This window comes from Pseudomonas sp. 57B-090624 (assembly GCF_003234055.1).
GTDB classification, from domain to species: Bacteria; Pseudomonadota; Gammaproteobacteria; order Pseudomonadales; family Pseudomonadaceae; genus Metapseudomonas; species Metapseudomonas tohonis.
On sequence record NZ_QKRU01000079.1, the window covers coordinates 1 to 25,221 of the forward strand.

A 25,221-nucleotide genomic window follows, 5' to 3' on the forward strand; every position below is an offset into this window, starting at 1 on the left:
CGCTGAAGTCGCGGGTGACGTCGGTCCCCAGGACGCTTTCATCCACTTCCAGGCTGCCGTTGGCGACCTGGCCGGGGTCGATGTTCGGGGCGTCGTCACGGAAGCTGATGGCGTTGCCCAGGTTGAGAGTGGCGCTGTCCGGGTCGCCGTCGCGGTCGGTGATGGTCGCGATCAGTTTCACCAGGTCGGCGGCGGAAAGCCCCGTGGCCTGATTCGGACCGGTGTCGGGCGAGTGCACGATGGCCAGTTTCTGGTCGAGGGTGACCTTGCCGTCGGCATCCACCGTGACCTTGAAGGCGATGGCGCCGCTCTGGTCGCCCACGCGGCCCACCACTTCGCCCCCTTCCAGATAGAGCTTGATGTCGCTGCCGCTGGCGGTGTCCTTCAGCCCGGTATCGGCACCCTCGGCACTGATGGCCAGCGCGTAGGTGATGGTGCCCGCGCCGTCACTGCCGAAGCTGTGGCTGAACGCGCCGCTGAAGTCGCGGGTGACGTCGGTCCCCAGGACGCTTTCATCCACTTCCAGGCTGCCGTTGGCGACCTGGCCGGGGTCGATGTTCGGGGCGTCGTCACGGAAGCTGATGGCGTTGCCCAGGTTGAGGCTGGCGCTGCTGGCGTCACCGTCCTTGTCGGTGATGGTCGCCACCAGTTTCACCAGGTCGGCGGCGGAGAGGCCGGTGGCCTGGTCAGGCCCGGAATCGGGCGAGTGCACGATGGCCAGCTTCTGGTCGAGGGTGACCTTGCCGTCGGCGTCCACCGTGACCTTGAAGGAGATCGCGCCGCTCTGGTCGCCGACACGGCCGACCACCTCGCCACCTTCCAGGTACAGCTTGATGCTCTGGCCGCTGGCGGTGTCCTTCAGGCCGCTGTCGGCACCCGCGGCGCTGATGGCCAGCGCGTAGCTGATGCTGCCGGCGCCATCCGCGCCATAGCTGTGGGTGAAGGCCGTGCTGTAGTCGAGGGTCTTGTCCACCAGCAGGTTGGTCTCGTCCACCTCCAGCGCGGCGCTGGCGATCTCGCCGGCGCTGATGCTCGGGGCATCGTCGCGGAAGCTGATGACCTTGCCGATGTCCAGGCCGCCGCTGACGCTGTCGCCGTCGCCGTCGGTCACCGTCAGGTTGAGCTTGACGTGGCCGGAGCCGAGGAAGGCCGCTTCGTCCGGATCGGACGTCGGATGTTCGATGGCACGCAGCTGTTCGAGCGTGACCTTGCCGTCCGCGCCCACGGTGAGGGTGAAGACGACCTCGCCGCTGGCATCGCCGACGCGGCCCACGACCTGGCCGTTCTCCAGGAACAGCACCACGTCATCGCCGGTCTCGGTGTCCACCAGCCCGGAGGCCGGGTTGGTGACTTCCAGCCCGTAGTCCAGGCTGCCCAGGCCATCGGCGCCGGGCTGCACGTTGAACAGGCCGCTGAAGTCGGCGGTGGCAGTGGCGCTGGCGCCCTGCCCGAGGTTGGTCTCATCCACCTGCAGTTGCAGGGTCGAGCCCCAGGTGACGCTGGTGCTGACGTCGTTGTAGTCGTAGTCGGAGGTGGCGGTCTTGTCTTCCCAGTTCTGGTTGCCGGCGTTGCCGGTGTCCTGCAGGTGCGAGCCGCCGGGGTTGAGGGTGGCGTCGCTGAACAGCACGTTGGCACCGTCGGCACCGGTCAGCGGGGTGCTGCCGATGAAGGCCTGCCACTTGCCGCCCACCAGCTGGAAGGTGATGTCGGCGCCGTTGGCCAGGCCGCCGTTGGCGCCGCCGTCGGGGATGATGAAGAAGCCGGTGCTGGCCGGGTCCAGGTTGCCCAGGTCGAAGGTGTCGCCGTTGCCCTGGTCATGGACGTTGGCCCAGATCACCTTGCCGCTGAGCGGGGTGCCGTCGTCGCCCTTGATGTAGTAGCCGTAGCTGTTGCTGTAGCCGGCATCGGTGCCGACGAAGGTCACCGAGGAGTTCAGGTCCAGCGCGCCGACCTGCAGGGTCGGGGTGTCGTCGTTGATGGTGACCGCCAGGGCTCCGTCGGCGGTGTCGCCATCGCCGTCGGTGACCTTGTAGCCGACGTTGAGGGTGATGTTGTCCTCGGTGCCGTTGACCGTGTGCATCAGCGGTTTGAGCAGGTTGACCGTGTAGGCGCCGCTGGCCAGGTCGGTCAGCACCACGGTCATCAGGTCGCCACGGGCGCTGCTGATGGTCAGGGTGTTGGTCGAGGCATCCCAGGTCGAGGTGACGCTCTCGCTGCCCAGGGTGCTGGGCCCGGTCAGTTCGATGGATTTCAGGCCATCGGCACCGGCGTCGTAGCCGAGGCTGCCGCTGGTGCTGGTCTGGGCGCCGGAAACGTCGCCAGGCCCGCCATTGATGCCGCCGGACAGGCCCTCATCGTCCAGGGTATCGGTGGCGGTCACCTGGGTGGCGCTGGGGCCGTCGTCCTCGAAGCGCACCACGCCGCCGATGCCGACGGAATCCACCGACACGTCGCCGTCCCCGTCGGTGACGGTGACCACCGCGCGGATCTTGCCGGAGAGGTTCAGTGCGTCGTCATGGTTGGCGGTATCCGGGTGCTGCAGCGGAATGTACTGGGCGATGCTGATGCTGCCGTCCTGGCCGATGGCCACGGCGAAGGCGGCCTGGCCGTTATAGGTGCCGCCATCCACGCGGCCGACCACCAGGCCGTTTTCCACGCTGAGCACGATGGACGAGCCGTCCAGGGTGGTGAGACCCGAGTCGGCGTCCTGCACCTCCAGGCTGAGCACGGTGGTCGCGCCCTCCTGGTCCTCGCCGGTGCTGCTGCCGGAGGCATCGACCACCGGGCCGTTGCTGGTGGCGTAGCCGGCCGCCAGCGCGGTGCCGGCATCGGCCACGCTGCTGAACAGCGCGATGACGCTCGGGCTGTTGGTGTCGTTGTCGTTGGCGTCGTTGCCCGGGGCCGGGGTGGCGGTGCCGTTCTGCAGCCCGGGGGTCTCGTCGTGGGTGACGCGAGCGCCTTCGACCACCTGGATGCCGGCGGTGGGTGCGTCGTCCTCGAAGCGGATGGCACCACCGATGTTGACCGTGGCGACGTCGACATCACCGTCCCCGTCGGTGACGGTGACCACGGCGCGGACCAGGCCGCCGAGGTCCACACCCTCATCGCGGCTGCCGGTATCGGGGTGGTTCAGCGACATGTACTGGGCCACGCTGATGCTGCCGTCCTGGCCGATGGCCACGGCGAACACCGCCGCGCCGGGGCCCTGGTCGCCGCCGTCCACGCGGCCGACGATCAGGCCGTTCTCCATGTAGAGGCGGATGCTCTGGCCATCGGTGGTGGTGAGGCCGGAATCGGTGCCGTCGCCGCCATTGATCGACAGGCTCACTACGGTGGTGGCGCCTTCGTCGTCCTCGCCGGTGCTGGTGCCGGCAGTGCTGATCACGGGACCGGCGCTGGTGGCATAGCCCGACAGGTCGGTGCCGACGTTGGCCACGCCGGCGAACAGGGCGATCACATCCGGGTTGCTGGTGTCGTCATCGAGTGCGTCGCCCTGGGGCGTCGGGGTCTCGGTGCCGTTCTGCAGGCCGGCGCTCTCGTCGTGGGTGACGCGCACGCCTTCGAGCCGCTCGATGACGGCGGTGGGGCCGTCGTCCTCGAAGCGGATGGCACCGCCGATGCCCACCTGGGCGGTGTCCACGTCGCCGTCGCCATCGGTCACGGTGACCACGGCGCGGACCTTGCCGGCCAGGGTCACGGCGTCATCGGCGCTGCCGGTGTCGGGATGGTTGAGGGAGATGTACTGCGCCACGCTGACGCTGCCGTCCTGGCCGATGGCGATGGCGAAGGCCGCCGCACCGGGACCGGTATCGCCGCCATCCACACGGCCGACGATCAGGCCGTTCTCCAGGTACAGGCGGATGGTCTGCCCGTCAGTGGTGGTGAGGCCGGAATCGCTGCCGTCACCGTCGACGATCGACAGGCTGAGCACGGTGGTGGCGCCTTCGTTGTCCTCGCCCGTGCTGCTGCCGGAGATGTCCACCACCGCGCCATTGCTGGTGGCGTAGCCGGTGCTGGAGAGGTCGGTGCCGGTGTTGGCGACGCCTGCGAACAGGCTCACCACCGACGCGGAGCTGGTGTCGTTGTCATTGGCATCGCCGCCCGGGGTGGGCGTGACGGTGCCGTTCTGCAGGCCGGCGCTCTCGTCATGGCTGACGCGCCCGCCTTCGTTGGCCTGGATGCTGGCGGTGGGGCCGTCATCGACGAAGCGGATCAACTGGCCGACATCGGCGCTGGCCACGGCCTTGTCGCCGTCGCCGTCGGTGACGGTCAGCACGGCGCGGATCAGGCCGCTGAGGTCGATGCCGTCATTGGCATCGCTGCCGTCGGGGTGATGCAGGGACTGGTACTGGGCGACGCTGATGACGCCGGTGTCCGGGTCGATGGCGATGGCGAACGCGGCGTTGCCGTCGGCATCGCGGCCGACCACCAGGCCGTTCTCCACGCTCAGGGTGATGGGGCTGCCGGCGGTGGTGGTGAGGCCGACCGCCTGGGCCTGCGGCCCCTGCTCGCCTTCGCCTTCGCCGCCCTCGCCTTCGATCAGCGCCAGGGAATAGACGGCGGTGGCGCCGCCTTCGTCGGCGCCGAATTCATAGGTGGCGACCACTGCGGGAGCGTTGCCCTGGGCATAGGCGCGCATGTCGGAGGAGGGATTGGCAACGCCATCGAACACCGCCAGCGGGCCACTGACATCATTGCTGCCCGGCTGCAGGCCGGCGCTCTCGTCGATGACCACCTCGCCGCCTTCGCGGGAGAAGTCCAGGCCGGCGCTGGGGCCGTCGTCATTGATGGCGATGGTCAGCGGCACGGTGGGCGACACGTCATCGTCGAGATCGAAGACGCGCACGGAGAAGTTGTCGAACAGCTGGTCGTCCGCCCCGGTGGCATTGGGGTCGCTATGGTCGAGGCTGTTGTCGGTCAAGGTGTAGGTCCAGTTGCCGGCGGCGTCGAACACCAGCACGCCATAGGTGCCCTGCACGGTGCCGCCACCGGCGACGTTGATCCAGTTGCCGCCGGCGTCCAGCACTTCGATACGGCCTATGCCGTCGGGGGAATTGATGATCAGGGTGCCCGAGGTGGTCTCGGCGTCGCTGCCGGGGTTGCTGCCCGGCTGGCCACCACCGCTCTCGCCGCCGTTCAGGGCTTCCTCGTCCACCACGCCAGGGCCGGTGACCACACTGCCTTCCTTGTCCAGGAAGACCACGGTCAGCTCGGGGCTGAAGTCATCGGGTGCGAGGATTTCCGCTTCGGGGAACAGCGGGCCGGCCGTGATCGGCCCGGTGGGGAAGCCGATGGTCGGGTCCAGCGCTCCGCCTGTTTCCGAGAGCAGCACGAAGGAGTGGCCACCGCCCGCGCCCCCTGCACCGCCGGCACCGCCCGCGCCGGGGCCTGCAGCCGTGGCTTCACCGGTCTGGGTCGGGTCCGCGCCGGCCTCGATCGCGGCCTGCAGTTGCTGCACGTCGGTCAGGTCCTGCTGGCTCGGCGGTTGCTGTTGCTGCGCGTCAGCGGTGGGATCGACCGGCGTGTCGCCGTTGCTGGTGGCCAGCAACTGAGTGGTCAGGTTGAGGCTGCTTTCGCGACCCAGTGTCAGTTCGCCGCCGTTGGCCAGGGCCACCGAGACCGCACCTTCGGAGCCGGTGAGCAGTTGCTCGCCGGCAAAAAGCCTGTCGCCTTCAACCAGGGGCCGACGCGTTCCATCGCTTGCTACCGCGAACACCTCGCCTACAACCCGACTGACGACACCGATTACCGTAGCCATGAATCCTTCCTCCACCACAACTGCCGACCACCGCCGACACCTATCGCAAAAAGGGTCAAGACAGGCCTGCACCGGAGGTTTGGAAGAAGGAAAAAACTGAAGCGGAATGGAACGACAGTAATCAGGTCAAAAAATTCGCGACAAAAAATCGTCACTCATTCTCCGTGTCGTACTACTCCATCAGAACATCCCCGCCCCTTAGGCTCTGAACCCTGTTTGACCGCCCTAGCCGCTCGCGCTGAATGCCCTGAAGGCCTTAATAATCGCGGCTGACAGGAAAAGAAGATGTGCCCGATTGTGAGGAGTGCATAAGATTTTTTCGGCATAAACCATGTGAAAAAAATTTCTTAGGTTCTCCAAAAGATGTTCTTAGCTCTGATGTTACAAGCCTGAAACGGTTGAACAGGCGATTTCGCCAAAAAAATGGCGATCCGTAAAAGAGCATCGAACAAGGAGACACCCCCTCATGCGAGCAATGACCCCCCTCTGGAGCAGCATGCTGTTGGCACTCGCCAGCGCTCAGGTCCAGGCCATGAACCTCACCGAGGCTATCCAGAGCACTCTCGATAACCATCCGGAAATCCGTGCTGCATCCAATGCGCGGCTCGTCGCCGACGAAGAGAAGAAGATCGCCAAGGGCGGCTACCTACCGACCGTCGACCTGATAGCCGGCGTGGGCCGTGAAAACACCGACAGCCCGAGCACGCGCGCGCTGGGGGATCACAACACCGAGACGCTGAACTACCGCAACGCCGAGCTGCGCCTGCGGCAGATGCTCTTCGACGGCTTCAACACCCCCAACGAGGTGGGCCGCACCGAGGCGGTGGTCAACTCCCGCGCCTACTACACCCTGGGCACCTCGGAGAGCCTGGCGCTGCGCACCGTCGAGGTGTACCTCGAAGTGCTCAAGCGTCGCGAGATGGTGGCCCTGGCCCGCAACAACCTGCAGTCGCACCAGCGCGTGGGCGACCAGATCAACCTGCGCAGCCAGCGCGGCGTCGGCAGCATGGCCGACTCCGACCAGTCCGCCGCGCGCCTGGCCCTGGCCGAGAACAACCTCTACACCGAGGAAGTGAACCTGGCCGACGCCGAAGCCAACTTTCTCAGCGCCGTCGGTCGTCCCGCCGACGAGCTGGAAACGCCCGCGACCATCCGTGGCGAAATGCCGGCGGACCTGCTCGCCGCCCGCCAGACCATGATGGACAACAACCCCTTCCTGAAATCGGCCCAGGCCGACGTGCAGGCGGCGGAGAAGCAGTACGAGTCGGCCAAGTCGCCGTTCTACCCGCGCTTCGACGCCGAGCTGGCCACCACCGCCGATGACAACGTGCAGGGCGACGAGGGCCACTACAACACCTGGCGGGCCGCCGTGGTGATGAACTACAACCTGTTCAACGGCATGCGCGACAAGGCCCGCCTGCAAGCGGCGGCGCACTCGATCAACCAGTCCATGGACATCCGCAACAACGCCCTGCGCGTGCTCAACGAGAACCTGGCGCTGGCCTGGAACGCGATGGAGAACGCCCGCCTGCAGACCCCCAAGGCGCGTGACTACGCCGACTACACCCAGCGTGTGCGTGAGGCCTACCAGCAGCAGTTCGGCCTCGGCCAGCGCACCCTGCTCGACCTTCTGGACAGTGACAACGAACTCTTCACCGCCAACCGGCGCTACGTCGAGGTGCGCTACACCGAAGAGTTCGCCATGTTCCGCGTGATCTCCGCCATGGGCGATCTGCTGCGCCGGCAGAACGTCGTAGTCCCGGCCGAGGCCATCGCCGCTTCTGAAGTGAAGAGCGAAGCCCGTCTGCCGGAAATGAAGTAACCGAGGTTCCGGAGTAGCAGTAGATGACCACCATGGAAAGGGCGGGTGCCGCCGTCGACCCTCGGCAGAGTCACGACGACCCGCTGCTGGACGGCTTGCTGATCCTGTGCCGGCTGCACGACTGCCCCGCCAGCCGGGGCAGCCTCACCGCCGGCCTGCCGCTGGCCAACCAGCGGCTGACACCCGAGCTGCTGGCCCGTGCCGCTGCACGGGTCGGTCTGCAGGGACGGCTGCTGCGCCGTGAACTGGGGGCCATCTCTCCGCTCAACCTGCCGGTGCTGCTGCTGTTGAAGGACGGCCGCAGCGCGGTGCTCACCCAGTGGGGCAAGGACGGCCGCGCGCTGATCCTGCCCTGCGAGTCCGACGGCGGCCAGCAATGGATCGACCGGGACCTGCTCGACGCTGCCTACAGCGGCGAAGCGCTGTTCGCCCGCCCCCGCCACGAGCTGGAGGAGACCCGCGCGCCGCTGGTGCCCCGGGTCAAGTCCTGGTTCCGCGACACCCTGCGGCTGTCGCGCTGGCTCTACACCGATGCGGTGCTGGCCAGCCTGCTGATCAACCTCCTGGGCATGCTGGTGCCGCTGTTCGTGATGCAGACCTACGATCGCGTGGTGCCCAACCAGGCCACCTCGACCCTCTGGGTGCTGACCATCGGCCTGCTCATCGGCACCGGCTTCGACCTGCTGCTGCGGGTGCTGCGTGCGCACCTGCTGGACACGGCCGGGAAGAAGACCGACGTGGTGCTCTCGGCCACCCTGTTCGAACGCATCACCGGCATGTCGATGAAGGCGCGACCGACCACCATCGGCGGCTTCGCGCAAAGCATCCACGACTTCCAGGGCCTGCGTGAATTCCTCACCGCAGTGACCCTCACCAGCCTGATCGACCTGCCCTTCTCCGTCCTCATGCTGCTGGTGATCGGCCTGCTCGGCGGCTGGCTGGTGGTGATCCCGGTGCTCGCCTTCCCCCTCACCGCGATCTTCGCCTGGATCATCCAGACCCGCCTGCGCGACACCGTGCAGCGCAGCCTGGCCCTGGGCGCGGAGCGCCAGGCGCTGCTGATCGAGACCCTCTCGGGGCTGGAGACACTCAAGGCCTGCAGCGCCGAGAGCGAGCGCCAGCACCGCTGGGAACGCACCAACGGCGCCCTCGCCCGCCTCGACGGCCACGCGCGCTTCCTCTCCGCGCTGGTGACCAACGGCACCATGTTCCTGCAGCAGTTCGCCGGCCTGGCGATGATCATCGCCGGGGTCTACAGCATCATCGCCGGCAACCTCAGCGTCGGCGCCCTGGTAGCCAGCTACATGCTCAACAGCCGCGTGCTGGCGCCGCTCGGGCAGATCGCCGGGCTGATCACCCGCTACCAGCAGGCGCAGCTGACGATGAAGAGCACCGACTCGCTCATGGGCCTGCCCCAGGAGCGGGAGAACAAGCAGCAGCCGCTGGAACGCACCCACATCAAGGGCGCCATCGATGTGCGCGGCGTGAGCTTCCGCTACCCGGACCAGGCCGCCCCGGCACTGGCCAACGTCAGCCTGCGCCTGAACGCCGGCGAGCGGGTCGGCATCATCGGCCGCAGCGGCTCGGGCAAGAGCACCCTGGCGCGCCTGCTGATGAACTTCTACAGCCCCGAAGAAGGCCAGCTGCTGCTAGACGGCATCGACCTGCGCCAGCTGGATGTCGCCGACCTGCGCCACCAGATCGGCTTCGTCACCCACGACATGCCGCTGATCGCCGGCAGCCTGCGCGACAACCTGACCCTGGGTGCGCGCTACGTGAACGACGCGCGGATGCTGGAGGTGGCCGAGCTGACCGGCGTCACCGAACTGGCCCGCCAGCACCCCCAGGGCTTCGACCGCCCGGTGGGCGAACGCGGCCAGCTGCTCTCCGGCGGCCAGCGCCAGGCGGTGCTGCTGGCCCGCGCCCTGCTGCTCGACCCACCCATCCTGCTGCTGGACGAACCCACCAGCGCGATGGACAACACCAGCGAGGACATCCTGCGCAACCGCCTGCACGGCTGGGCCCAGGGCAAGACCGTGCTGCTCATCACCCACCGCGCCTCCATGCTCAGCCTGGTGGATCGCCTGGTGGTGCTCGATGGCGGCCACATCGTCGCCGACGGCCCGAAGGACGCGGTGATCGAAGCCTTGCGCAAGGGCCGCGTCGGCCCGGCGGCCGTCTAGGAGCAGAGCATGGAAAACACCCGTTCGGTCCGCGACTACTTCGGCGGCATGGGCAGCAAGCCCGACACCGAATTCATGCCCGAGGTGGACGGCGCGGCGCTGGAGGATTCCCCCACCGGCACGCGCGTCACCGTGTGGGTCGCCTGCACGCTGCTGATCGTCGCCCTGGTCTGGGCCAAGTTCGCCGTGCTGGAGGAGGTCACCACCGGCGAAGGCAAGGCCATCCCCTCCAGCAAGATCCAGGTGATCCAGAACCTGGAGGGCGGCATCGTCTCCGAGATCTTCGTCCGTGAAGGCCAGGTGGTGAGCAAGGGCGATGTGCTGCTGCGCCTGGACGACACCCGCTTTCTCTCCAACAAGGGCGAGACCGAGGCCGACCGCCTGGCGCTGATGGCCCGCGTGCAACGGCTCTCCGCCGAGGCCGAGGACCGCCCCTTCAAGGTGCCGGAGGACATCGCCAAGGCCTCGCCGCAATTGGCCGAGGACGAGATGGCGCTGTACAGCAAGCGCCTGCAGCGCCTGGACAGCGAACAGCACATCCTCCAGGAGCAGCTGCGCCAGAAGCAGCAGGAACTGGCCGAGTTCCGCTCCAAGTCGCAGCAGTACGCCTCCAGCCTGGGGCTGCTGCAGCAGGAACTGAACATGTCCCAGCCGCTGGTGGGCACCGGCGCCATCTCCGAGGTGGAGATCCTGCGCCTGCGGCGCAGCGCGGTGGAGATGCGCGGCGAGCTCAACGGCACCAACCTGGCGATTCCCCGCGCCGAGGCGGCGGTGAAGGAGATCGAGCGGAAGATGGAGGAGAGCAAGCTGTCGTTCCAGTCCGATGCCTTCAAGGAACTCAACGAGGCCCGTACCGAACTGCAGAAGATCACCTCCACCGGCAAGGCCATCGATGACCGCGTCACCCGCACCACCGTGGTGTCGCCGGTGAACGGCATCATCAAGCAGTTGAAGGTCAACACCATCGGCGGCGTGGTGCAGCCGGGCAACGACATGGTGGAAGTGGTGCCGCTGGAGGACAACCTGCTGATCGAGGCCCGCATCCGCCCGCAGGACGTGGCCTTCCTCCACCCGGGGCAGAAGGCGATGGTCAAGTTCAGCGCCTACGACTACACCATCTACGGCGGGCTCAAGGCCAAGCTGGAGCTGATCGGCGCGGACACCATCACCGACGACAAGGGCAACAGCTTCTACCTGATCCAGGTGCGCACCGACAAAAGCCACCTGGGCAAGGACGACCACCCGCTGCTGATCATCCCCGGGATGATCGCCACGGTGGACATCATCACCGGCGAGAAGAGCGTGCTCGACTACCTGCTCAAGCCGGTGCTCAAGGCCCGCTCGGAAGCCATGCGCGAGCGCTGATCGGCCTCACTCGCCGCGCCTCAGGGCGCGGCTCACCTCCAGCTGGCGGGCATAGGCCGGCGACTCCACCGCATCGAAGTCGCGGCTGTAGCGCCGGGCGAAACCGTCGCTGCCCCATTCGCGGTACTGCTGGACATGGAACAGCTCGTGGGCCCACAGCGCCACATCGTGCAGGGCCGCGTCCTGGGTGCGGAACACGATGATGTCCACCAGGGTCACGGCCTTGATGTCGGGGTTCTGCAGCATGGTGCGCGCGGCGTTCATCTCGTCGTTGTCGCCGACCTTGTAGCGCACCGCATCGAGCAGCTCGGCCGGGTACCAGGCCAGCAGGCGCTGGCGGATCTCGGGGGGCATCGGCAAGGTGCCCTGCCGCGCCGCCGACTCCCGCGAACGCAGCAACCAGCCCTCCAGCGCCGACGCGGCCACCGCGCCGGCCTGCTCCTGATAAGGCGCCAGTACGCCGTTGGGATCGGGCACGCAGATGCAGCCGCCGAGGCACACCTCGGTCTCCCCCTCCGCACAGGCGAACGCCAGGTGCGGGGCAGCGGTTACGAACAGGGCCAGCAACAGGGAAACGGGCAAGGCGCGGGGCATGGAGGGTTCTCGAAAGGCCAGGCGGCGATGGTGGTGGATAGGCGCCATTGAGACAACGGCAAAAGCCGTTATGCGTCAGGGCGACCTGTTGGAGGCGACCTGTTAGGGGCGACTTCAGTCGCGAAGCGGCGCACAGCGCCGCCCCTGTGGGAGCGAATTCATTCGCGATCGATGGCGCCTCCAAACCCTTCGCGGTTGAAACCGCTCCCACGCCCTTCCGGCGAGTCCCTCAAAGCTCCCGGTAGCGCGGCACCTTCTCCCACTGCAGCCACAGCTCGCCTTGCCAATCCAGCAACACCAGCTGGTGGGACTTCCAGTCCAGCATCACCCGCCGTGGCTGCTTGCGGCAGCGTTCGTACTGGTCGCGCAGTGTGGGAATCACATCGCGGGCAAGCCATTCCTCCAGATGACGGAGCTCGGGGTGACCGAAACGAAGCATGGCCTTGTAGAGGCCTCCTTCGCTGACGAGCTGGACATCCTCCTCGCTGCCCGTGGCGTAGCTGAAACGAGCCTTGCGAACCTGATAGGGACGCAGGCGCCGGTGCAGTGCCTGGGGATGGTGCAGGCCCAGCAGGCGAGCGAAGTCGTAGGCACAGAACCAGGGTTGGTCATCGATCATCACGCCGCGCAGGGGGCGTTCATTGCGGTAGAAAAAGGTGGGGGTGAGTGCGTCATGCATGGTGCTTCTCCGTTTGCATTTCCATGCCTCCGCCATCGTCGTCATTCGATGGGTGGAGGATCGCGTGGGGTTGACGAACCGGGCAAACGGAGCCGGCAGACCACGAGTGGTCTCCCCACGCGATCCGCCATTAGATGATGCAGTCCTGAAAACTGCATGCGAGCCGGTTCCCGCTGGAAACGTACGCCGTTTCCCGCAAGCCCCGTAGGCGGCATCGCGCCGTTAGCTTCAGGTCGTCAAACCCGGCCGCGGATTGACCGCGACCGGGCGAACTTAGGGAGAAGGCCGGGGGCGAACAAGGGGCTGCGGAGGCTTTGGGAAATTTCCGCAGGGTGCTTGGGCCGGGAACCGTACCGCTCCACCGGATGGCCAGCTTCACGAAAACCTTGCAGCCGCCCCTGTGGGAGCGAATTCACTGGCTCTGTCGGCGTTAGCTGTTGTGGTTTTAAAGCAAGCGCTCAAACACGGTGCTTTCCGGGCGCCCAAAGGTTTCTGCCACCGCCACCGCATGGGTTTCGCTTCGCTCTACACCATCCTACGAAAGCCCGTGCGCACCACATGGCGATGCGCTGGACGAAGAAAGGTGGGGCAGCCGCCAACGCCCATCCAGGAGGCCGAACGCAGTCGTTGCGCCGGGGGACGAGCGGCATGGATGCCGCGAGAGGCGCGCCAGGCCATGGATGGCCCATCGCGCCGGCCCCCAGACGACGCTTGCGGCGAACGCACTTCAGTGCGGCCCGAAGGGCGAGCGTAGCGAGTAACGGCGATGGAGTGAGGGAACCCTGGCGAAGCCGGGGCCGGATGATGGGGCAAGCCCTTTTGGTTCCTTTTGAGTGGTTCGGCATTCCGACGATTGTTAAAAGGGACTCGCCCGGGAGGGCGAAACCAAAAGCACCAGCAGAGCTCGACAATCAGCTGGGCTCGAAACCTTCTGGCAACACTCGACACAGACAGAGCCAGTTCATTCGCGATCGATGTCGCCTCCACGCCCTTCGCGGTTGAAACCGCTCCCACGCCCAGGCTACATCCGGTGTCCGCCCTGCCGGGCTTCACCCAACCTGCATCCCTGCGCCTTACCACCCACGCCCCCGCCCGTTGACGGCTCAATCGATTCCGGTAGGCTCTGCGCTTTCTTCAAGAGGAGTCCTGCCATGCCCCGCGCAACCGCCCGCCACATCCTGGTTTCCAGTGAAGCCAAGTGCAACGAACTGAAAGCCGCCATCGAAGGGGGCGCCGATTTCGCCCAGGTCGCCAAGGACAACTCCACCTGCCCGTCCAGCCGTGACGGCGGCAACCTCGGTTCCTTCGGCCCGGGCCAGATGGTCCGCGAGTTCGACACCGTGGTCTTCAGCGCCCCGGTCAACGTCGTGCAAGGCCCGGTGAAGACCCAGTTCGGCTACCACCTGGTGGAAGTCACCAGCCGCCAGGACTGATCCCGGTCGAGGGCGTCACCCAAGGTGGCACCCTGCTCCAGCCCCCGCATCACCCTCCCCGCGTCAACTCGACTACATGCGCAGTCATATCGACCCGATAACGGCAGGTCATAACGACAGCGTCTTCTTTCAAGCAATTGACTTTACTGAATATTCCCCCTGGCACGCTTCCTGATACCCGTCATTGCCCCATCACAATGACCCATAAGGAATCGCCTCATGCCTGCACACCCATTCAACGACCGCCTCGCCGTGATCACCGGCGCCAGCTCCGGCATCGGCCTGGCCCTGTGCGAACGCCTGCTCGACGCCAACGCCCGCGTGCTCGCCTTCTCGCGCCAGGGCGGTGGCCTGCCGGACCTGCTGGAGCGCTACCCGCAACGGCTGCACTGGCTGGCCGGCGACGTAACCCGCGCCGATGACCTGGCGCGCCTCGCCCGTCGCGCGGCGGAGCTGGGGCCGGTGGATCACCTGGTGCCCAACGCCGGCATCGCCCAGCTCGCCGACGGCCTCGACACCGGCGCCTTCCAGCGCCAGTGGGCGGTGAATGGCGCCGGTGCGCTGGACACCCTCGCCGCACTGCGGCCCCACCTGTCGCGCCCGGCCTCGGTGGTGTTCATCGGCACCTTCCTCTCCAGCGTCACCTTTCCCGGCCTGGCGGCGTACATCGCCAGCAAGTCCGCCCTCAAGGCCCAGGCGCGAACCCTGGCAGTGGAGCTGGCGGGCGATGGCGTGCGCATCAACCTGGTCTCCCCCGGGCCGACCGCAACCCCCATCTGGGGCACCCTCGGCCTCGATGACCAGCAGCTCGCCAGCGTCGCCGGCACGGTGAACCAGCGCCTGCTCGACGGACGCTTCCTCGACGCCGGCGCGGTCGCCGACGCCATCCTCTTCCTCCTCTCGCCCGCCGCCCGCGGCATCCACGGCCAGGACCTGGTGGTCGACAACGGCTACACCCTGCGCTGACCCCACCCGCCCCCGCCCCGCGCCGGCGGGGGCGCTCCGCGAGCAGGGCCGGCGCCTGCGGCAATCGCACCCCATGTTCGCGTGGTCGGTTCCGCTGCTAGGCTTGCCCCTCGACGACAGGAGGCAGGATGAGCGACCCGAACGAAACGACACCCAGCGTCTTCCCCTACCTGGAGCTGCTGCACCAGCACGCCGGCTCGGACATGTTCTTCAGCGTCGGCTCGCCCCCGCACATCAAGCTCGAAGGCCATGCCCGCCCCCTGGGTGAGCGCGCCCTGCAACCGGGCGAGGTGCGCCTGCTGGCCAACCAGCTGATGACGCCCGCCCAGCGCGAGGAGTTCGAGCGCGAGCTGGAGATGAACCTCGCCGTCAGCCTGCCGGGCAGCGGCCGCTTCCGCGCCAACATCTACCTGCAGCGCGGCGAGGTCTCAATGGTGGTACGCCTGATCCGCACCGAGATTCCCAGCCTGGAAAGCCTCGGCCTGCCGCCGCTGCTGGAGAAGCTCGCCCTGCAGGACCGTGGGCTGATCCTGGTGGTCGGCGCCGCCGGTTCCGGCAAGTCCACCACCCTCGCGGCCATGCTCGATCACCGCAACGCCCAGCGCAGCGGGCACATCCTCTGCGTCGAGGACCCCATCGAGTTCCTCCACAGCCACCGCCGCTCGATCATCGACCAGCGCGAGGTCGGCCTGGATACCCACAGCTTTTCCGCCGCCCTGCGCAACGTCCTGCGCGAGGCACCGGACGTGATCATGATCGGCGAGATACGCGATGCCGACACCATGCAACACGCCCTGCACTACGCTGAAACCGGCCACCTGTGCGTGGCCACCCTGCACGGCACCAGCGCCCGCCATGCGGTGGAGCGCATCACCCGCTTCTTCCCGGACGCGGCACGGCGCCAGGTGCTCGGCGACCTGTCGCAGAACCTCCTGGCCATGGTCGGCCAGCGCCTGGTGCCCGGCGTCGACCACAAGCGCGTGGCGGCGATCGAGCTGATGCTGGGCACGCCCCATGTGCGCGACCTGATCCTGCGCGATGAGCTGCACGAGCTGAAAAGTGCGATCGAGAACGCCCTGGAAAGCGGCTCCTGCAGCTTCGACCAGAGCCTGTTCAAGCTGGTGGAAGCCGGACGCATCAGCCTTTCCGAAGCGCTGAAGTTCGCCGACTCGCGCACCGACCTTGCGCTGAAGATCAAGCTCGAACGCGGCTTCGACCCCCAGGACAGCGAGCGCAAGGTGCTGCGCGACCATTGAGCCACGAGCCATCCTGCGAGGCCGGGCGGTGGCCGGTGTCGCCGCCAGGAGAAAGGGCCGTCCCCCCTTGCCAAGCGCCGCGCTTCCTGCGAAAACGCGGCACCCCAACGGCGAGCGAGCAGCCATGAGCGACGAACTGAAGATCGAGGACATCCACCCGGGTGACGGCAAGGCCGTGGTCAAGGGCGCGCTGATCACCACCCACTACAACGGCTGGCTGGAGGACGGCACCCTGTTCGACTCCTCCATCGAGAAAGGCCGGCCCTTCCAATGCGTCATCGGCACCGGCCGGGTGATCAAGGGCTGGGACCAGGGCCTGATGGGCATGCAGGTCGGCGGCAAACGCAAGCTGCAGGTTCCCGCGCACCTGGCCTACGGCGAACGCCAGGTGGGCAGGATCCCGCCGAACTCGAACCTGCTGTTCGAGATCGAGCTGCTGGAAGTGCTGACCCGGGACGACTGATCCCCCTCACGAGACTGCGCCATGCCCCCCGCTCCCTCCCTCGCCGAGGCCGAAGCCCTTTTCGCCCCCTACCTGCAACGCTGGCGGCTGACGCCGGACGGCGAGGCGCTGCTCACCCCCAGCGGCGCGCTGCTGCCGGTGCGCCAGGAGGGTCGCGCTGCGATGCTCAAGGTCAGCCAGAACGAGGATGAACGCCTCGGCGCCCGGGTGATGCAGGCCTGGAACGGCGCGGGGGCGGCACAGGTACTGGAGATCGACGGCGATGGCCTGCTGCTGGAGCGCGGCGGCGCCCCGCTGATCGCCATGGCCCAGGACGGTGACGACGACCTGGCCACCACCCTGCTCTGCCGCGCCCTGGCCCGACTCCACGCCTACGACGGCCACCGGCCCGAAAGGCTGAAGGACCTGCACGCCTGGTTCGCCGACCTGGCGCCAGCCGCACGCCGTCACGGCGGCTTCCTCGTCGAAGCCGATGCCCTGGCCCGCCAGCTGCTGGCCGCGCCTCGCGAACAGCGGCTGCTGCACGGCGACCTGCACCACGGCAACCTCCTCGACTTCGGCCCGCGCGGCTGGCTGGCCATCGACCCCAAGGGCCTGGTGGGCGACCGCGCACTGGACTATGCGGTGATCTTCGCCAACCCCGACCTCTGCGACCCCAGCCGCCCGGTGGGCACCGACCCGGCGCGCTTCCAGCGCCGCCTGGCCATCGTCTGCCGCGAATCCGGCCTGGAACGCCAGCGCCTGCTGCAATGGCTGGTGGCCTGGTGCGGCCTCTCCGCTGCCTGGTTCCTCGACGACGATGACCCGAACGCCGATATCGACCTGGCGGTGGGGGCGTTGGCGTTGGAGGCGTTGGCGACGCAGTAGCGTTTCTGTGTCGGAGATGGGCAGCCCTGCGGGCTGCTTTTCGTAGGATGGGTAGAGCGGAGCGAAACCCATGCGGCGGAGGTGGCACAACCCCTTGGGTGCCCGGAAAGGGCCGTGCTTGAGCGCTTGCTTTAAATCACAACACAGAGCGAATTCATTCGCGAAAGGCCGAGCCCCGTGCTGGGGCCCGGCACGCTTGGCCAACCTAGGGTTTCGGCCGCTCGTACGAACCCAGGTCGCAGCGGGCCACGCCGTCGCCATCACCGTCACGCGGGCGCTTGGAGCCGCGCTGGTCGTGGGCGGTGCAGCTGCCGATACCAGCGTCCACCGCCGGGCTGCGCGGGCGCAGGGCGTGGGTCTGGGTCAGGCCGTTGTTGTCCGCCAGGGGGTAGAGCACCTTGGTGAGGACGTCGGTCTGCTCCACGTACAGGTCGCCGGTGCAGTTGCCGGGCCCGGTGCCCAGCAGCAGGCCGATGGCCTTGTATTGCGCCTGGGCGCCCTGGTTGTCGCAGTTCATCGGCGTCTCCAGGCTCTCGTCGAGGTTGCCGGCGATGATGCTGTTGCGCAGGGTCACCGAGCCCGTGTTGATCAACCCGTAGCCACCGCTGTTGTTGGCGATGGTGACGTTGACCAGCAGCGCCTCCGGGCTTGCGCTGATCCACGGCTGGCCGTTGTTCAGGGTGGCCTGGGCCCGGTAGTACTGGGTGTTGCCGCTGAGGGTCGAGTTGGCGAGGGTCAGCGTGCCGTCGTTGCCGATGGCCGAGCCGAAACTGGACCCGTTGCCGCTGAAGGTGGTCCGCGCCACGTCGGCCGTGCCACGGTTGTAGAGGCCGCCGCCGTAGCCGGCATCATCGTCGTCGCTGGCGGAGTTGCCCTGCACGCTGCTGTCGCGCAGCAGCAGCTCGCCGGTGTTGTAGATGCCGCCGCCCAGGCCGAAGTGGCCTTCGCCGGCGCCGGCGCGGTTGTTGGCGATGACCGAGCGGTGCACGGCCAGGCGCCCGTCGTTGGCGATGCCGCCGCCATTGCCGGGGCTGAAGGCACCGGTGGAGCTGTTGCGACTCACCTCCACCTGGCGCAACACCACCTCGCCATGGTTCTCCAGGGCGCCGCCGTAGGTGGAGCTGTGGCCACCGGTGAGGCGCAGGCGCTCGAGCACCACGCGGGCGCCGTCGAACACCTCCAGCAGGCGGTCATTGGCCTGCGGGGTGCCGCTGATCACGGTCGCGGCCGGGCCCTGGCCGATGATTTCGAGGGCGTCGTGGATGTCGAGGTCGCCATTGAGGTTGTCGTCTTCGTCGACGACGTCGCCCTCCTCGTCGCGACCGGCCGGCAGGCTCAGGCGATAGGTCTGCGCCTGGAGCACGATGCGGTCCGGGCCCGGCGCGGCGTTGGCGGCGGAGATGGCGTCGCGTAGCGAGCAGTGGGCATCGCAGACGCCGTCGTAGCTGTCTTCGGTCTGGTTGACGACGAAATCGGCGGCGCGGGCGGCCTGGCTGCCCAGTACCAGGGCGACGAGGGTGGCGGTGGCGAGGGGGGAGATGAGCGGCTTGTGCATGAGCTGTCCTGCGTGTCGAGGACAGGGCGTCCACGGGACGCACGGCGGCCATGCCCTGTCGGTTCCTTGGGGCGCGGACACGACGCGGCTTCCGCTCCTGCCGCGCGACGCCTCGTCACGCGGCTAGTGATGGACCGGGCGTTTCCGGCCTTGGTTCCGATGGATTTCGCCCACCGGTCGCTCCGGGTCCTTGGGGAGTGGGTCGGGTGGGCGGCTAAGCGGGATTCCGGTGCTCGCGGCAGATCAGCACCTCGTCGCCGGCGGCCAGGGGCTCCTCGGTCAGCCCGCAGAAGGGCAGGCCGTCCTGGGTGCGGTGGAAACGGCAGGTGCGGCACAAGCCGAACGAGGGCACGTCGACGCTGAGCTGGACGTTGCGCAGCAGGTCGCCGAGCAGCGCCTCCAGTTCCCCGGCGGCGGGCCCCATGCGCGCGGTGGCGGCGGCGAGGAAGTCCGGCGGCAGCACCGCCCCCAGCAGCTCGCGGGCCGATGGCGTGAGTTCCAGGTGCACGCTGCGACGGTCCTGCTGGTCGGGGCGCTTGACCAGCAGCCCCTTGGCTTCGAGGGCCTTGAGCGACTGCGACACGGTGCCCTTGGTCAGCCCCAGGTAGTCGGTCACCGCCAGTGGCGTGTCGGAATAGCGGTTGCAACGCGCGAGGTAGAGCACGGCGCTGAACTGGATGGGCTGCAGCTCGGCCAGCAGCGGATGCTCGCGGAACCAGACGCGGGTCAGGCTGGACAGGCGTTCCAGCAGATCGAAGAGCACGGCGTTTCTCCCGATAGATTTTGCCGATGGATAGTATCGAATAAAAACTATATCGGCCCAAGCCCAGCGGATGTAATCTCGCCGCTGAAGGTATCGGATCGATACCAATAACGGAGAAATGCCATGACCCACGCTCGCTACTACCACGCTGGTTGCCCCGTCTGCGTCGAAGCCGAACGCACCCTCCTCGGCCTGCTCGATTCGAAGGTGCAGGTCGAGATCGTCCACCTCGGCGATGTGCCGGCCCGCGTCGCCGAGGCGGAGGGCGCCGGCGTGAAATCGGTTCCCGCCCTGGTGGTGGACGGCCAGGTGCTGCACCTGAACTTCGGCGCCGCCCTCGCCGATCTCAAGTAACCCGCCGGCGGGTCGCGTTCGCCATCGCGACCCGCTCCCCCACGAGGACCCCATCATGCAGATCAAGGTATTCGACACCCACGTGCGCACCCGCGACGGGCGCTACCTGCACTTCGACGTGCTCATCGACTCGGCCGAGCAACCCCGGGCCGAGCGCTTCGCCCGCGACTGGCTGGGCAGCCTCGGCCTGGCCGACGCCGACATCGCCCAGAGCCAGTGCCTGTACTGCCACAGCGAGTCGGCCCCGGAGCCGGTGGCCGCGGCCATCGCGCGCGACGGCTACTTCATCATCCCGCTGCAAGGCTTCGAGGCGGCATCGTGAACGCCTACCAACCGCTGCACTGCGATCTCCACGACTACCTGGAGATCGCCTGCCTGCGCGGCTACCGGCTGCGGGTGGAGCCGACCGACGGCGACCCCTTCGAAGCCCGCGCCCTGACCACCCGTACCGCTGCCAGCAAGGAGGAATTCCTGCGCTTCGACGACCTGCGCGAAATACGCCTCGACCGGTTGCTGGCGATCACCCCGCTGGACCCCGGCGCCAGCTTCGGCCGGGTGTTGCTGGCGGGCGCGGCCTGTTCGATTCCCTGATGCAGGGCCGCATCTACCCGTAAGTCGGGTGCAACCCGACAGCCGCCTCAGCGTCCCAGGTTGGCCGCCGCCCAGTCGCGCTGGCGGGCCAGCACCGAGGCGACGGGTTCGCCCACCAGTTCCTCGTAGACCGAGGGGGCGGTGGCCCCTTCGGTGTTGATCAGCAGCACCCGGGCATTGGCGTCCAGGCCCAGTTCGGCGACGCGCTCGGGTTCGGCCAGCAGGCGCAGCAGCCCGGCGAGACCAGCAGCGCCGGATTCGCCGGCGATCACCGGGATGTCCCGGGCGCTGCCGGCGGCGAGCACGCCCATGGCAGCCACCGCGTCGGCGTCCTCGACCTTGAGGAAGGCGTCGATGCTGCCCTCCAGGAAGCGCCAGGCCAGCGGCGAGGCGGCGCCGCAGGCGAGCCCGGCCATCACCGAATCCACCGAGCCCGTGGCCCGTGCCGGCGCCCCCGCCAGCGCGCTCTGGTAGAGGCAGTCGGCCTGGCTCGGCTCCACCACCAGCAGGGTCGGCCGCGAGGCGCCGCAGCGTTCCCAGTAGTAGCTGGCGATGCCCGCCGCCAGGCCGCCGACGCCGCCCTGCAGGATGATGTGGGTGTAGGCGTCGACGCCGGCGGTCTCGATCACCTCTTCGGCGATGATGCCGTAGCCCTGCATCACATCGCGGGGGATCTCCTCGTAGCCCTCCCAGGAGGTGTCGGCCACCACCTGCCAGCCGTAGGCGAGTGCCAGGGAAGCGGCCTCCTCCACCGAGTCGTCGTAGTTGCCGGCGATGCGCCGTACCTGTGCGCCGTAGGCGGCGATGGCGCGCTCGCGCTCCTCGCTGACATGGGCATGGAGCACGATCACGCAGTCGCAGCCGATGCTGCGGGCGGCGGCGGCCAGGGCGCGACCATGGTTGCCGTCGGTGGCGCTGACCACGGTGAAGCCGGCCAGGCGCGAGCGCTGCTCGCCGGCCAGCAGGCTGGCTGCGTCGAAGCCCTGGGCGGGGAAGCGCCGCAGGATCAGGCGCACCAGGGCGATGGGGGCGCCCAGGGCCTTGAAGCTGGCCAGCGGCGAGCGCAGGGATTCGTCCTTGATGCACAGCCGCGCGATGCCCAGGCGCGCGGCCAGGTCGGGCAGGCTCCAGAGCGGTGTCGCACGCGGGCTCAGTTCCGCCCAGTCGGCCAGCCAGGCGCGGTCCTGGCTGGCCTGGGCGATGTTCATCAGCGCGCGCAGCTCCGTGGGGTAGCCACCGTGCACCACGCGGGGGTTGAGCAGCAGTTCGAGCGGCGCGGCAGCGGCCCGGTCCGGCAACGCCGGCATCTCGTAAACGGCCGGGCGACGCTGGGCCGGGCGCGCGGCACCGAGGCGGTCCACCACCAGCTCCAGCAGCAGGCGCGCACCGGCCAGCAGGTGTTCGTCGTCGGTGGACTCACGCGGGTTGTGGCTGATGCCGCCCCGGCTGGGCACGAAGATCATCGCCGCCGGGGCGATGCGCGCGATCATCTGCGCGTCGTGGCCGGCACCGGAGGTCATGCGTCGGTGGCTCAGGCCCAGGCGCCGGGCGGCGGCTTCGATCGCCTCCACCAGCTCGCCGTCGAACACCACCGGTCGGGTGCGTGCCAGGAACTGGCTGTCGATCTGCACGCCACGGTGCTCGGCGAGTGAGGCAAGGTAACCCTGCAGGCGCCGCTCCACGCTCTGCAGGCGCTGTTCGTCGGGGTCGCGCAGGTCGACGCTGAAGCTGGCCAGGCGCGGGATGACGTTGATCAGGTTGGGCTCGAAGCGCATGCACCCGACGGTGGCCAGCGTGGTGCCCGACTCGTCGGCGATCAGCCGCAGCTGCTGGACGATGGTGGCCGCCACCAGCCCGGCGTCGTAGCGCAGGCGGGTCGGGGTGGTGCCGGCGTGGTTGGCGTGGCCGCGCACCGTGACCTGTTGCCAGGAAATGCCCTGGAGGTTCTCCACCACGCCGATCTCCAGGCCTTCCGCCTCCAGCACCGGGCCCTGCTCGATGTGCAGCTCCAGATACTCGTGCACGGGGATGGCGCCGGGCTCCAGGTCGCCGGCGTAGCCGATGCGGCGCAGCTCGTCGCCCAGGCGGGTGCCGTCGCTGCCGACGATATCCAGCGCCTGCTCCACGGGCAGGCCGCCGGCGTAGACCAGGGAGCCGAGCATGTCCGGCTGGTAGCGCACGCCTTCCTCGTTGGTGAAGGCGGCGACGGTGATCGGCCGCAGCGGCTCGATCCCCGCCTCGCGGAAGGCCCGCGCCACCGCCAGCCCGGCGAGCACGCCGTAGCAGCCGTCGAGGGCGCCGGCGTTGGCGACGCTGTCGATGTGCGAGCCGAGCATCAGCGCCGGCGTCCCCGCCGCACCGCCCGGCAGGGTGCCGAAGATGTTGCCGATGCGGTCGATGCGCACCTCCAGCTCCAGCTCGCGCATCCAGCTGACCAGGAGGTCGCGCCCGGCCTTCTCGGTGTCACTGAGGGCGATGCGGGTGCGCCCACCGCTGTCGTCCGTGCCCACCTCCCCCAGTTCGGCGAGCTGCGCCAGGAGCCGCTCGCCATCGAGGCGGGGCAGAGGGGGTTCGAGGTGTACGGCCATGTGGGGCGCTCCGGGTTGAATGGGGAAAGCGAGGTGGTGAAATACTATTTCCCACCCGCTGCCGTTCTTTTGCGTTATTGGGGCTTCCAGCGGAATTTCATTTCACCTGCTCGCGCGACCTGCCCACGGGACTGCAACCATGACCCTCGATGACTATGACCGCCGCCTGCTCGCGGAAATCCAGCGCGATGCGACCCTGCCGCAAAGCGAGCTGGGCGAGCGGGTGAATCTTTCCGCTGCCGCAGTGAACCGGCGGCTCAAGCGCTACCGCGACGAGGGCATCGTGCGCGGCCAGGTGGCGCTGGTGCAGCCGGAGCGGCTGGACCACCCGCTGACCGTCGTGGTGCAGGTGGAGGTGGAGAGCGAACGCATCGACCTGCTCGACGCGATGAAGCGCAGCTTCGCCCGCTGCCCCCAGGTGCAGCAGTGCTACTACACCGCCGGCGAATGGGACTTCGTGCTGATCCTGGCGGTGCGCACCATGGAGCAGTACACCGAGCTGACCCGTCGCCTGTTCTTCGAGAGCAACAACGTGCGGCGCTTCAAGACGCTGGTCTCCATGAGCAACGTCAAGGTGGGGCTGGAGATCCCCACCGACGCCGAGGCGCCTCAGGGCGCGGCCCGCTCGTAGGCGCCCAGGTCGCAGCCGGCGACACCGTCGCCGTTGCCGTCCTGCGGGCGCAGGGCCTTGCGCTGGTCGCTGGCGGTGCAGGTGCCGACCCCGGCGTCGATGGCCGGGCTGCCCGCGCGCAGCCGGTGCAGGGGCGGCGCGCCGGGCGCGGCGCTCAGCGGCTCGAGCACCTGGGTGAAGGTGAGCGCGTCGTCCAGGGGCAGGTCGGCGCTGCAGCCGTGGCCATCGCGGCCCAGCATCAAGCCGCGCACAGCGAAGGAGCGGCCCTGGTTCAGGCAGTTGCGCACGAACACCTCGCTGTCGTCGTTGATATGGCGGTTGCCGGCCACCAGGCTGTTGCGCACCGCCATGGCGGCGAAGTTCATCAGCCCATAGTTGCCGTTGCCCGCGATGGTGACGTTGCCCACCGACGCCTGGGCGCCCTCCCCGCCCTGGCCCTGGGGCCGGCCGTTGACCAGCACGCCGCGGCCGAAGTAGGTCGGGTTGTTACTGAGGGTGCTGTTGACCAGGCGCAGCACACCGGTGTTGAGGATGGCCGCGCCGAGCCCGCCTTCACCCTGGCTGTTGCGCACCAGGGTGCTGCGGGCGATGTCGGCGAGGCCCTGGTTGTAGAGGCCGCCGCCAAAGCCGTTGTCGACGCCGTTGGAGCTGTTGTTGTGCTCCAGGGTCGAGTTGCGCATGCGCAGCTGGCCGGCGTTGTAGAGGCCGCCGCCACGGACTTCGTCGGTGGTTTCGGAGAAGGCCTGGTTGTCGACCAGGTGCGAGGAGCGGATGTCCAGCCAGCCGTAGTTGGCGATGGCGCCGCCCCAGCCATGATCGGGGCCGGGGTCGATGGCGTAGACCTGGTTGTCGCGCAGCTCGACGTGCTCCAGGGTGGTCTCGCCCTGGTTGAGCAGGGCGCCGCCACGGGTGGCGCTGCGACCGTTGCGCAGGCTCAGTTGCTCAAGGTGCAGGCGCGCCCCCTCGCTGACGCTGAACAGGCGGCCCTGGCGACCGCCGTCGAGGAGGGTCTTGCCGGTGCCCGCGCCCACCAGGGCCAGCTCGCCGCTGACCACCAGCCCATCGTCGGCACCGGCACGGGTCGCGCCGCCGGGGTCGAGGACGTAACGCCCTTCCGCCAGTCGGATGCGGTGACTGCCGGGTTGCGCGGCGGCATAGGCGATGGCCTCGCGCAGCGAGCAGTCGGCATTGCACACGCCGTCGTCGCTGTCGCCGGTCTTGCTGACGCGGATGTCCTCGGCCAATACCGCCGGGGAGGCGAGGCCGAGCATCAGGGAAAGAAATGCGCTGCGGGTGGATCGGTCGGGCGCCATGGGGGAGTCCTTCTGCGGTGGCTGGGCGGGTGCCGAACGC

Annotated in this window: 19 protein-coding genes and 1 pseudogene; 12 read left to right on the top strand and 8 right to left on the bottom strand. The window is 68.3% G+C overall.

The window, feature by feature from the left end; translation table 11 throughout:
• Positions 1-5,758 (bottom strand): retention module-containing protein (locus DMX10_RS27115; RefSeq protein ID WP_146603065.1); only part of this gene is annotated, 5,758 nt, incomplete at its 3' end.
• A 466-nt stretch (positions 5,759-6,224) separates the two neighbouring features.
• Between DMX10_RS27115 and DMX10_RS27120 the strand changes: the two genes are divergently transcribed.
• From DMX10_RS27120 to DMX10_RS27130, 3 genes are read left to right on the top strand one after another with little or no spacing between them, the layout of a single operon-like run.
• Positions 6,225-7,580: a TolC family outer membrane protein gene (locus tag DMX10_RS27120; protein ID WP_111264012.1), complete on the top strand. Its 1,356-nt coding sequence runs from the start codon at positions 6,225-6,227 to the stop codon at positions 7,578-7,580.
• A gap of 23 nt (positions 7,581-7,603) precedes the next feature.
• Positions 7,604-9,763 (top strand): type I secretion system permease/ATPase, encoded by a 2,160-nt coding sequence (locus DMX10_RS27125; RefSeq protein ID WP_111264013.1) that lies wholly within the window; start codon positions 7,604-7,606, stop codon positions 9,761-9,763.
• Positions 9,764-9,772: 9 nt separating this feature from the next.
• Positions 9,773-11,128, top strand: a complete 1,356-nt coding sequence (locus DMX10_RS27130) for an HlyD family type I secretion periplasmic adaptor subunit (RefSeq protein ID WP_111264014.1) — start codon at positions 9,773-9,775, stop codon at positions 11,126-11,128.
• Between the two features lie 6 nt (positions 11,129-11,134).
• Here DMX10_RS27130 and DMX10_RS27135 read toward each other — a convergent pair whose 3' ends face one another.
• Complete coding sequence (locus tag DMX10_RS27135; RefSeq protein WP_111264015.1) at positions 11,135-11,722, bottom strand: DUF4157 domain-containing protein; 588 nt, start codon at positions 11,720-11,722, stop codon at positions 11,135-11,137.
• A 229-nt stretch (positions 11,723-11,951) separates the two neighbouring features.
• Positions 11,952-12,401, bottom strand: a complete 450-nt coding sequence (locus tag DMX10_RS27140; protein ID WP_111264016.1) for a BRO family protein — start codon at positions 12,399-12,401, stop codon at positions 11,952-11,954.
• Between the two features lie 1,151 nt (positions 12,402-13,552).
• Here DMX10_RS27140 and DMX10_RS27145 point away from each other — a divergent pair.
• From DMX10_RS27145 to DMX10_RS27165, 5 genes are all read left to right on the top strand, one after another.
• Positions 13,553-13,834: a peptidylprolyl isomerase gene (locus DMX10_RS27145; RefSeq protein WP_111264017.1), complete on the top strand. Its 282-nt coding sequence runs from the start codon at positions 13,553-13,555 to the stop codon at positions 13,832-13,834.
• Positions 13,835-14,053: 219 nt separating this feature from the next.
• Complete coding sequence (locus DMX10_RS27150) at positions 14,054-14,800, top strand: SDR family NAD(P)-dependent oxidoreductase (protein ID WP_111264018.1); 747 nt, start codon at positions 14,054-14,056, stop codon at positions 14,798-14,800.
• A 128-nt stretch (positions 14,801-14,928) separates the two neighbouring features.
• Positions 14,929-16,056 (top strand): PilT/PilU family type 4a pilus ATPase, encoded by a 1,128-nt coding sequence (locus DMX10_RS27155; protein ID WP_111264019.1) that lies wholly within the window; start codon positions 14,929-14,931, stop codon positions 16,054-16,056.
• A gap of 124 nt (positions 16,057-16,180) precedes the next feature.
• The gene (locus DMX10_RS27160) at positions 16,181-16,519 is read left to right on the top strand and encodes an FKBP-type peptidyl-prolyl cis-trans isomerase (protein WP_111264020.1); all 339 of its coding nucleotides are present in this window, start codon (positions 16,181-16,183) and stop codon (positions 16,517-16,519) included.
• Between the two features lie 21 nt (positions 16,520-16,540).
• Positions 16,541-17,386, top strand: coding sequence for an aminoglycoside phosphotransferase family protein (locus DMX10_RS27165; protein ID WP_111264021.1), 846 nt, complete (start codon positions 16,541-16,543; stop codon positions 17,384-17,386).
• 205 nt (positions 17,387-17,591) lie between these two features.
• On the opposite strand, the gene DMX10_RS27170 is transcribed toward DMX10_RS27165, so the two are convergent.
• Together DMX10_RS27170 and DMX10_RS27175 are read right to left on the bottom strand one after the other, a co-directional pair.
• A complete protein-coding gene (locus DMX10_RS27170) occupies positions 17,592-18,941 on the bottom strand; it encodes a CSLREA domain-containing protein (RefSeq protein ID WP_111264022.1) in 1,350 nt (449 codons plus the stop codon).
• A 214-nt stretch (positions 18,942-19,155) separates the two neighbouring features.
• Complete coding sequence (locus tag DMX10_RS27175) at positions 19,156-19,704, bottom strand: MarR family winged helix-turn-helix transcriptional regulator (RefSeq protein ID WP_111264023.1); 549 nt, start codon at positions 19,702-19,704, stop codon at positions 19,156-19,158.
• Between the two features lie 123 nt (positions 19,705-19,827).
• On the opposite strand from DMX10_RS27175, the gene DMX10_RS27180 reads away from it, so the two are divergent.
• From DMX10_RS27180 to DMX10_RS27190, 3 genes are read left to right on the top strand one after another with little or no spacing between them, the layout of a single operon-like run.
• Positions 19,828-20,058: a glutaredoxin domain-containing protein gene (locus DMX10_RS27180; protein WP_111264024.1), complete on the top strand. Its 231-nt coding sequence runs from the start codon at positions 19,828-19,830 to the stop codon at positions 20,056-20,058.
• Positions 20,059-20,113: 55 nt separating this feature from the next.
• Positions 20,114-20,380, top strand: a complete 267-nt coding sequence (locus DMX10_RS27185; RefSeq protein WP_043245903.1) for a DUF2024 family protein — start codon at positions 20,114-20,116, stop codon at positions 20,378-20,380.
• Complete coding sequence (locus DMX10_RS27190) at positions 20,377-20,649, top strand: Rho-binding antiterminator (protein ID WP_111264025.1); 273 nt, start codon at positions 20,377-20,379, stop codon at positions 20,647-20,649. The genes DMX10_RS27185 and DMX10_RS27190 overlap by 4 nt, the downstream gene beginning before the upstream one ends.
• A 47-nt stretch (positions 20,650-20,696) precedes the next feature.
• On the opposite strand, the gene DMX10_RS27195 is transcribed toward DMX10_RS27190, so the two are convergent.
• On the bottom strand, positions 20,697-21,956 hold the full coding sequence (locus tag DMX10_RS27195; RefSeq protein WP_111264037.1) for a diaminopropionate ammonia-lyase: 1,260 nt from the start codon (positions 21,954-21,956) through the stop codon (positions 20,697-20,699).
• A 30-nt stretch (positions 21,957-21,986) separates the two neighbouring features.
• Positions 21,987-23,237, bottom strand: a pseudogene (locus tag DMX10_RS27200) (Zn-dependent hydrolase); the annotation flags it as partial.
• 139 nt (positions 23,238-23,376) lie between these two features.
• On the opposite strand from DMX10_RS27200, the gene DMX10_RS27205 reads away from it, so the two are divergent.
• On the top strand, positions 23,377-23,868 hold the full coding sequence (locus DMX10_RS27205) for an Lrp/AsnC family transcriptional regulator (protein WP_111264026.1): 492 nt from the start codon (positions 23,377-23,379) through the stop codon (positions 23,866-23,868).
• Here the strand turns inward: DMX10_RS27205 and DMX10_RS27210 are convergent.
• The gene (locus tag DMX10_RS27210; protein WP_111264027.1) at positions 23,847-25,181 is read right to left on the bottom strand and encodes a CSLREA domain-containing protein; all 1,335 of its coding nucleotides are present in this window, start codon (positions 25,179-25,181) and stop codon (positions 23,847-23,849) included. The two genes, DMX10_RS27205 and DMX10_RS27210, sit on opposite strands and share 22 nt — an antisense overlap.
• Between the last annotated feature and the right edge of the window lie 40 nt (positions 25,182-25,221).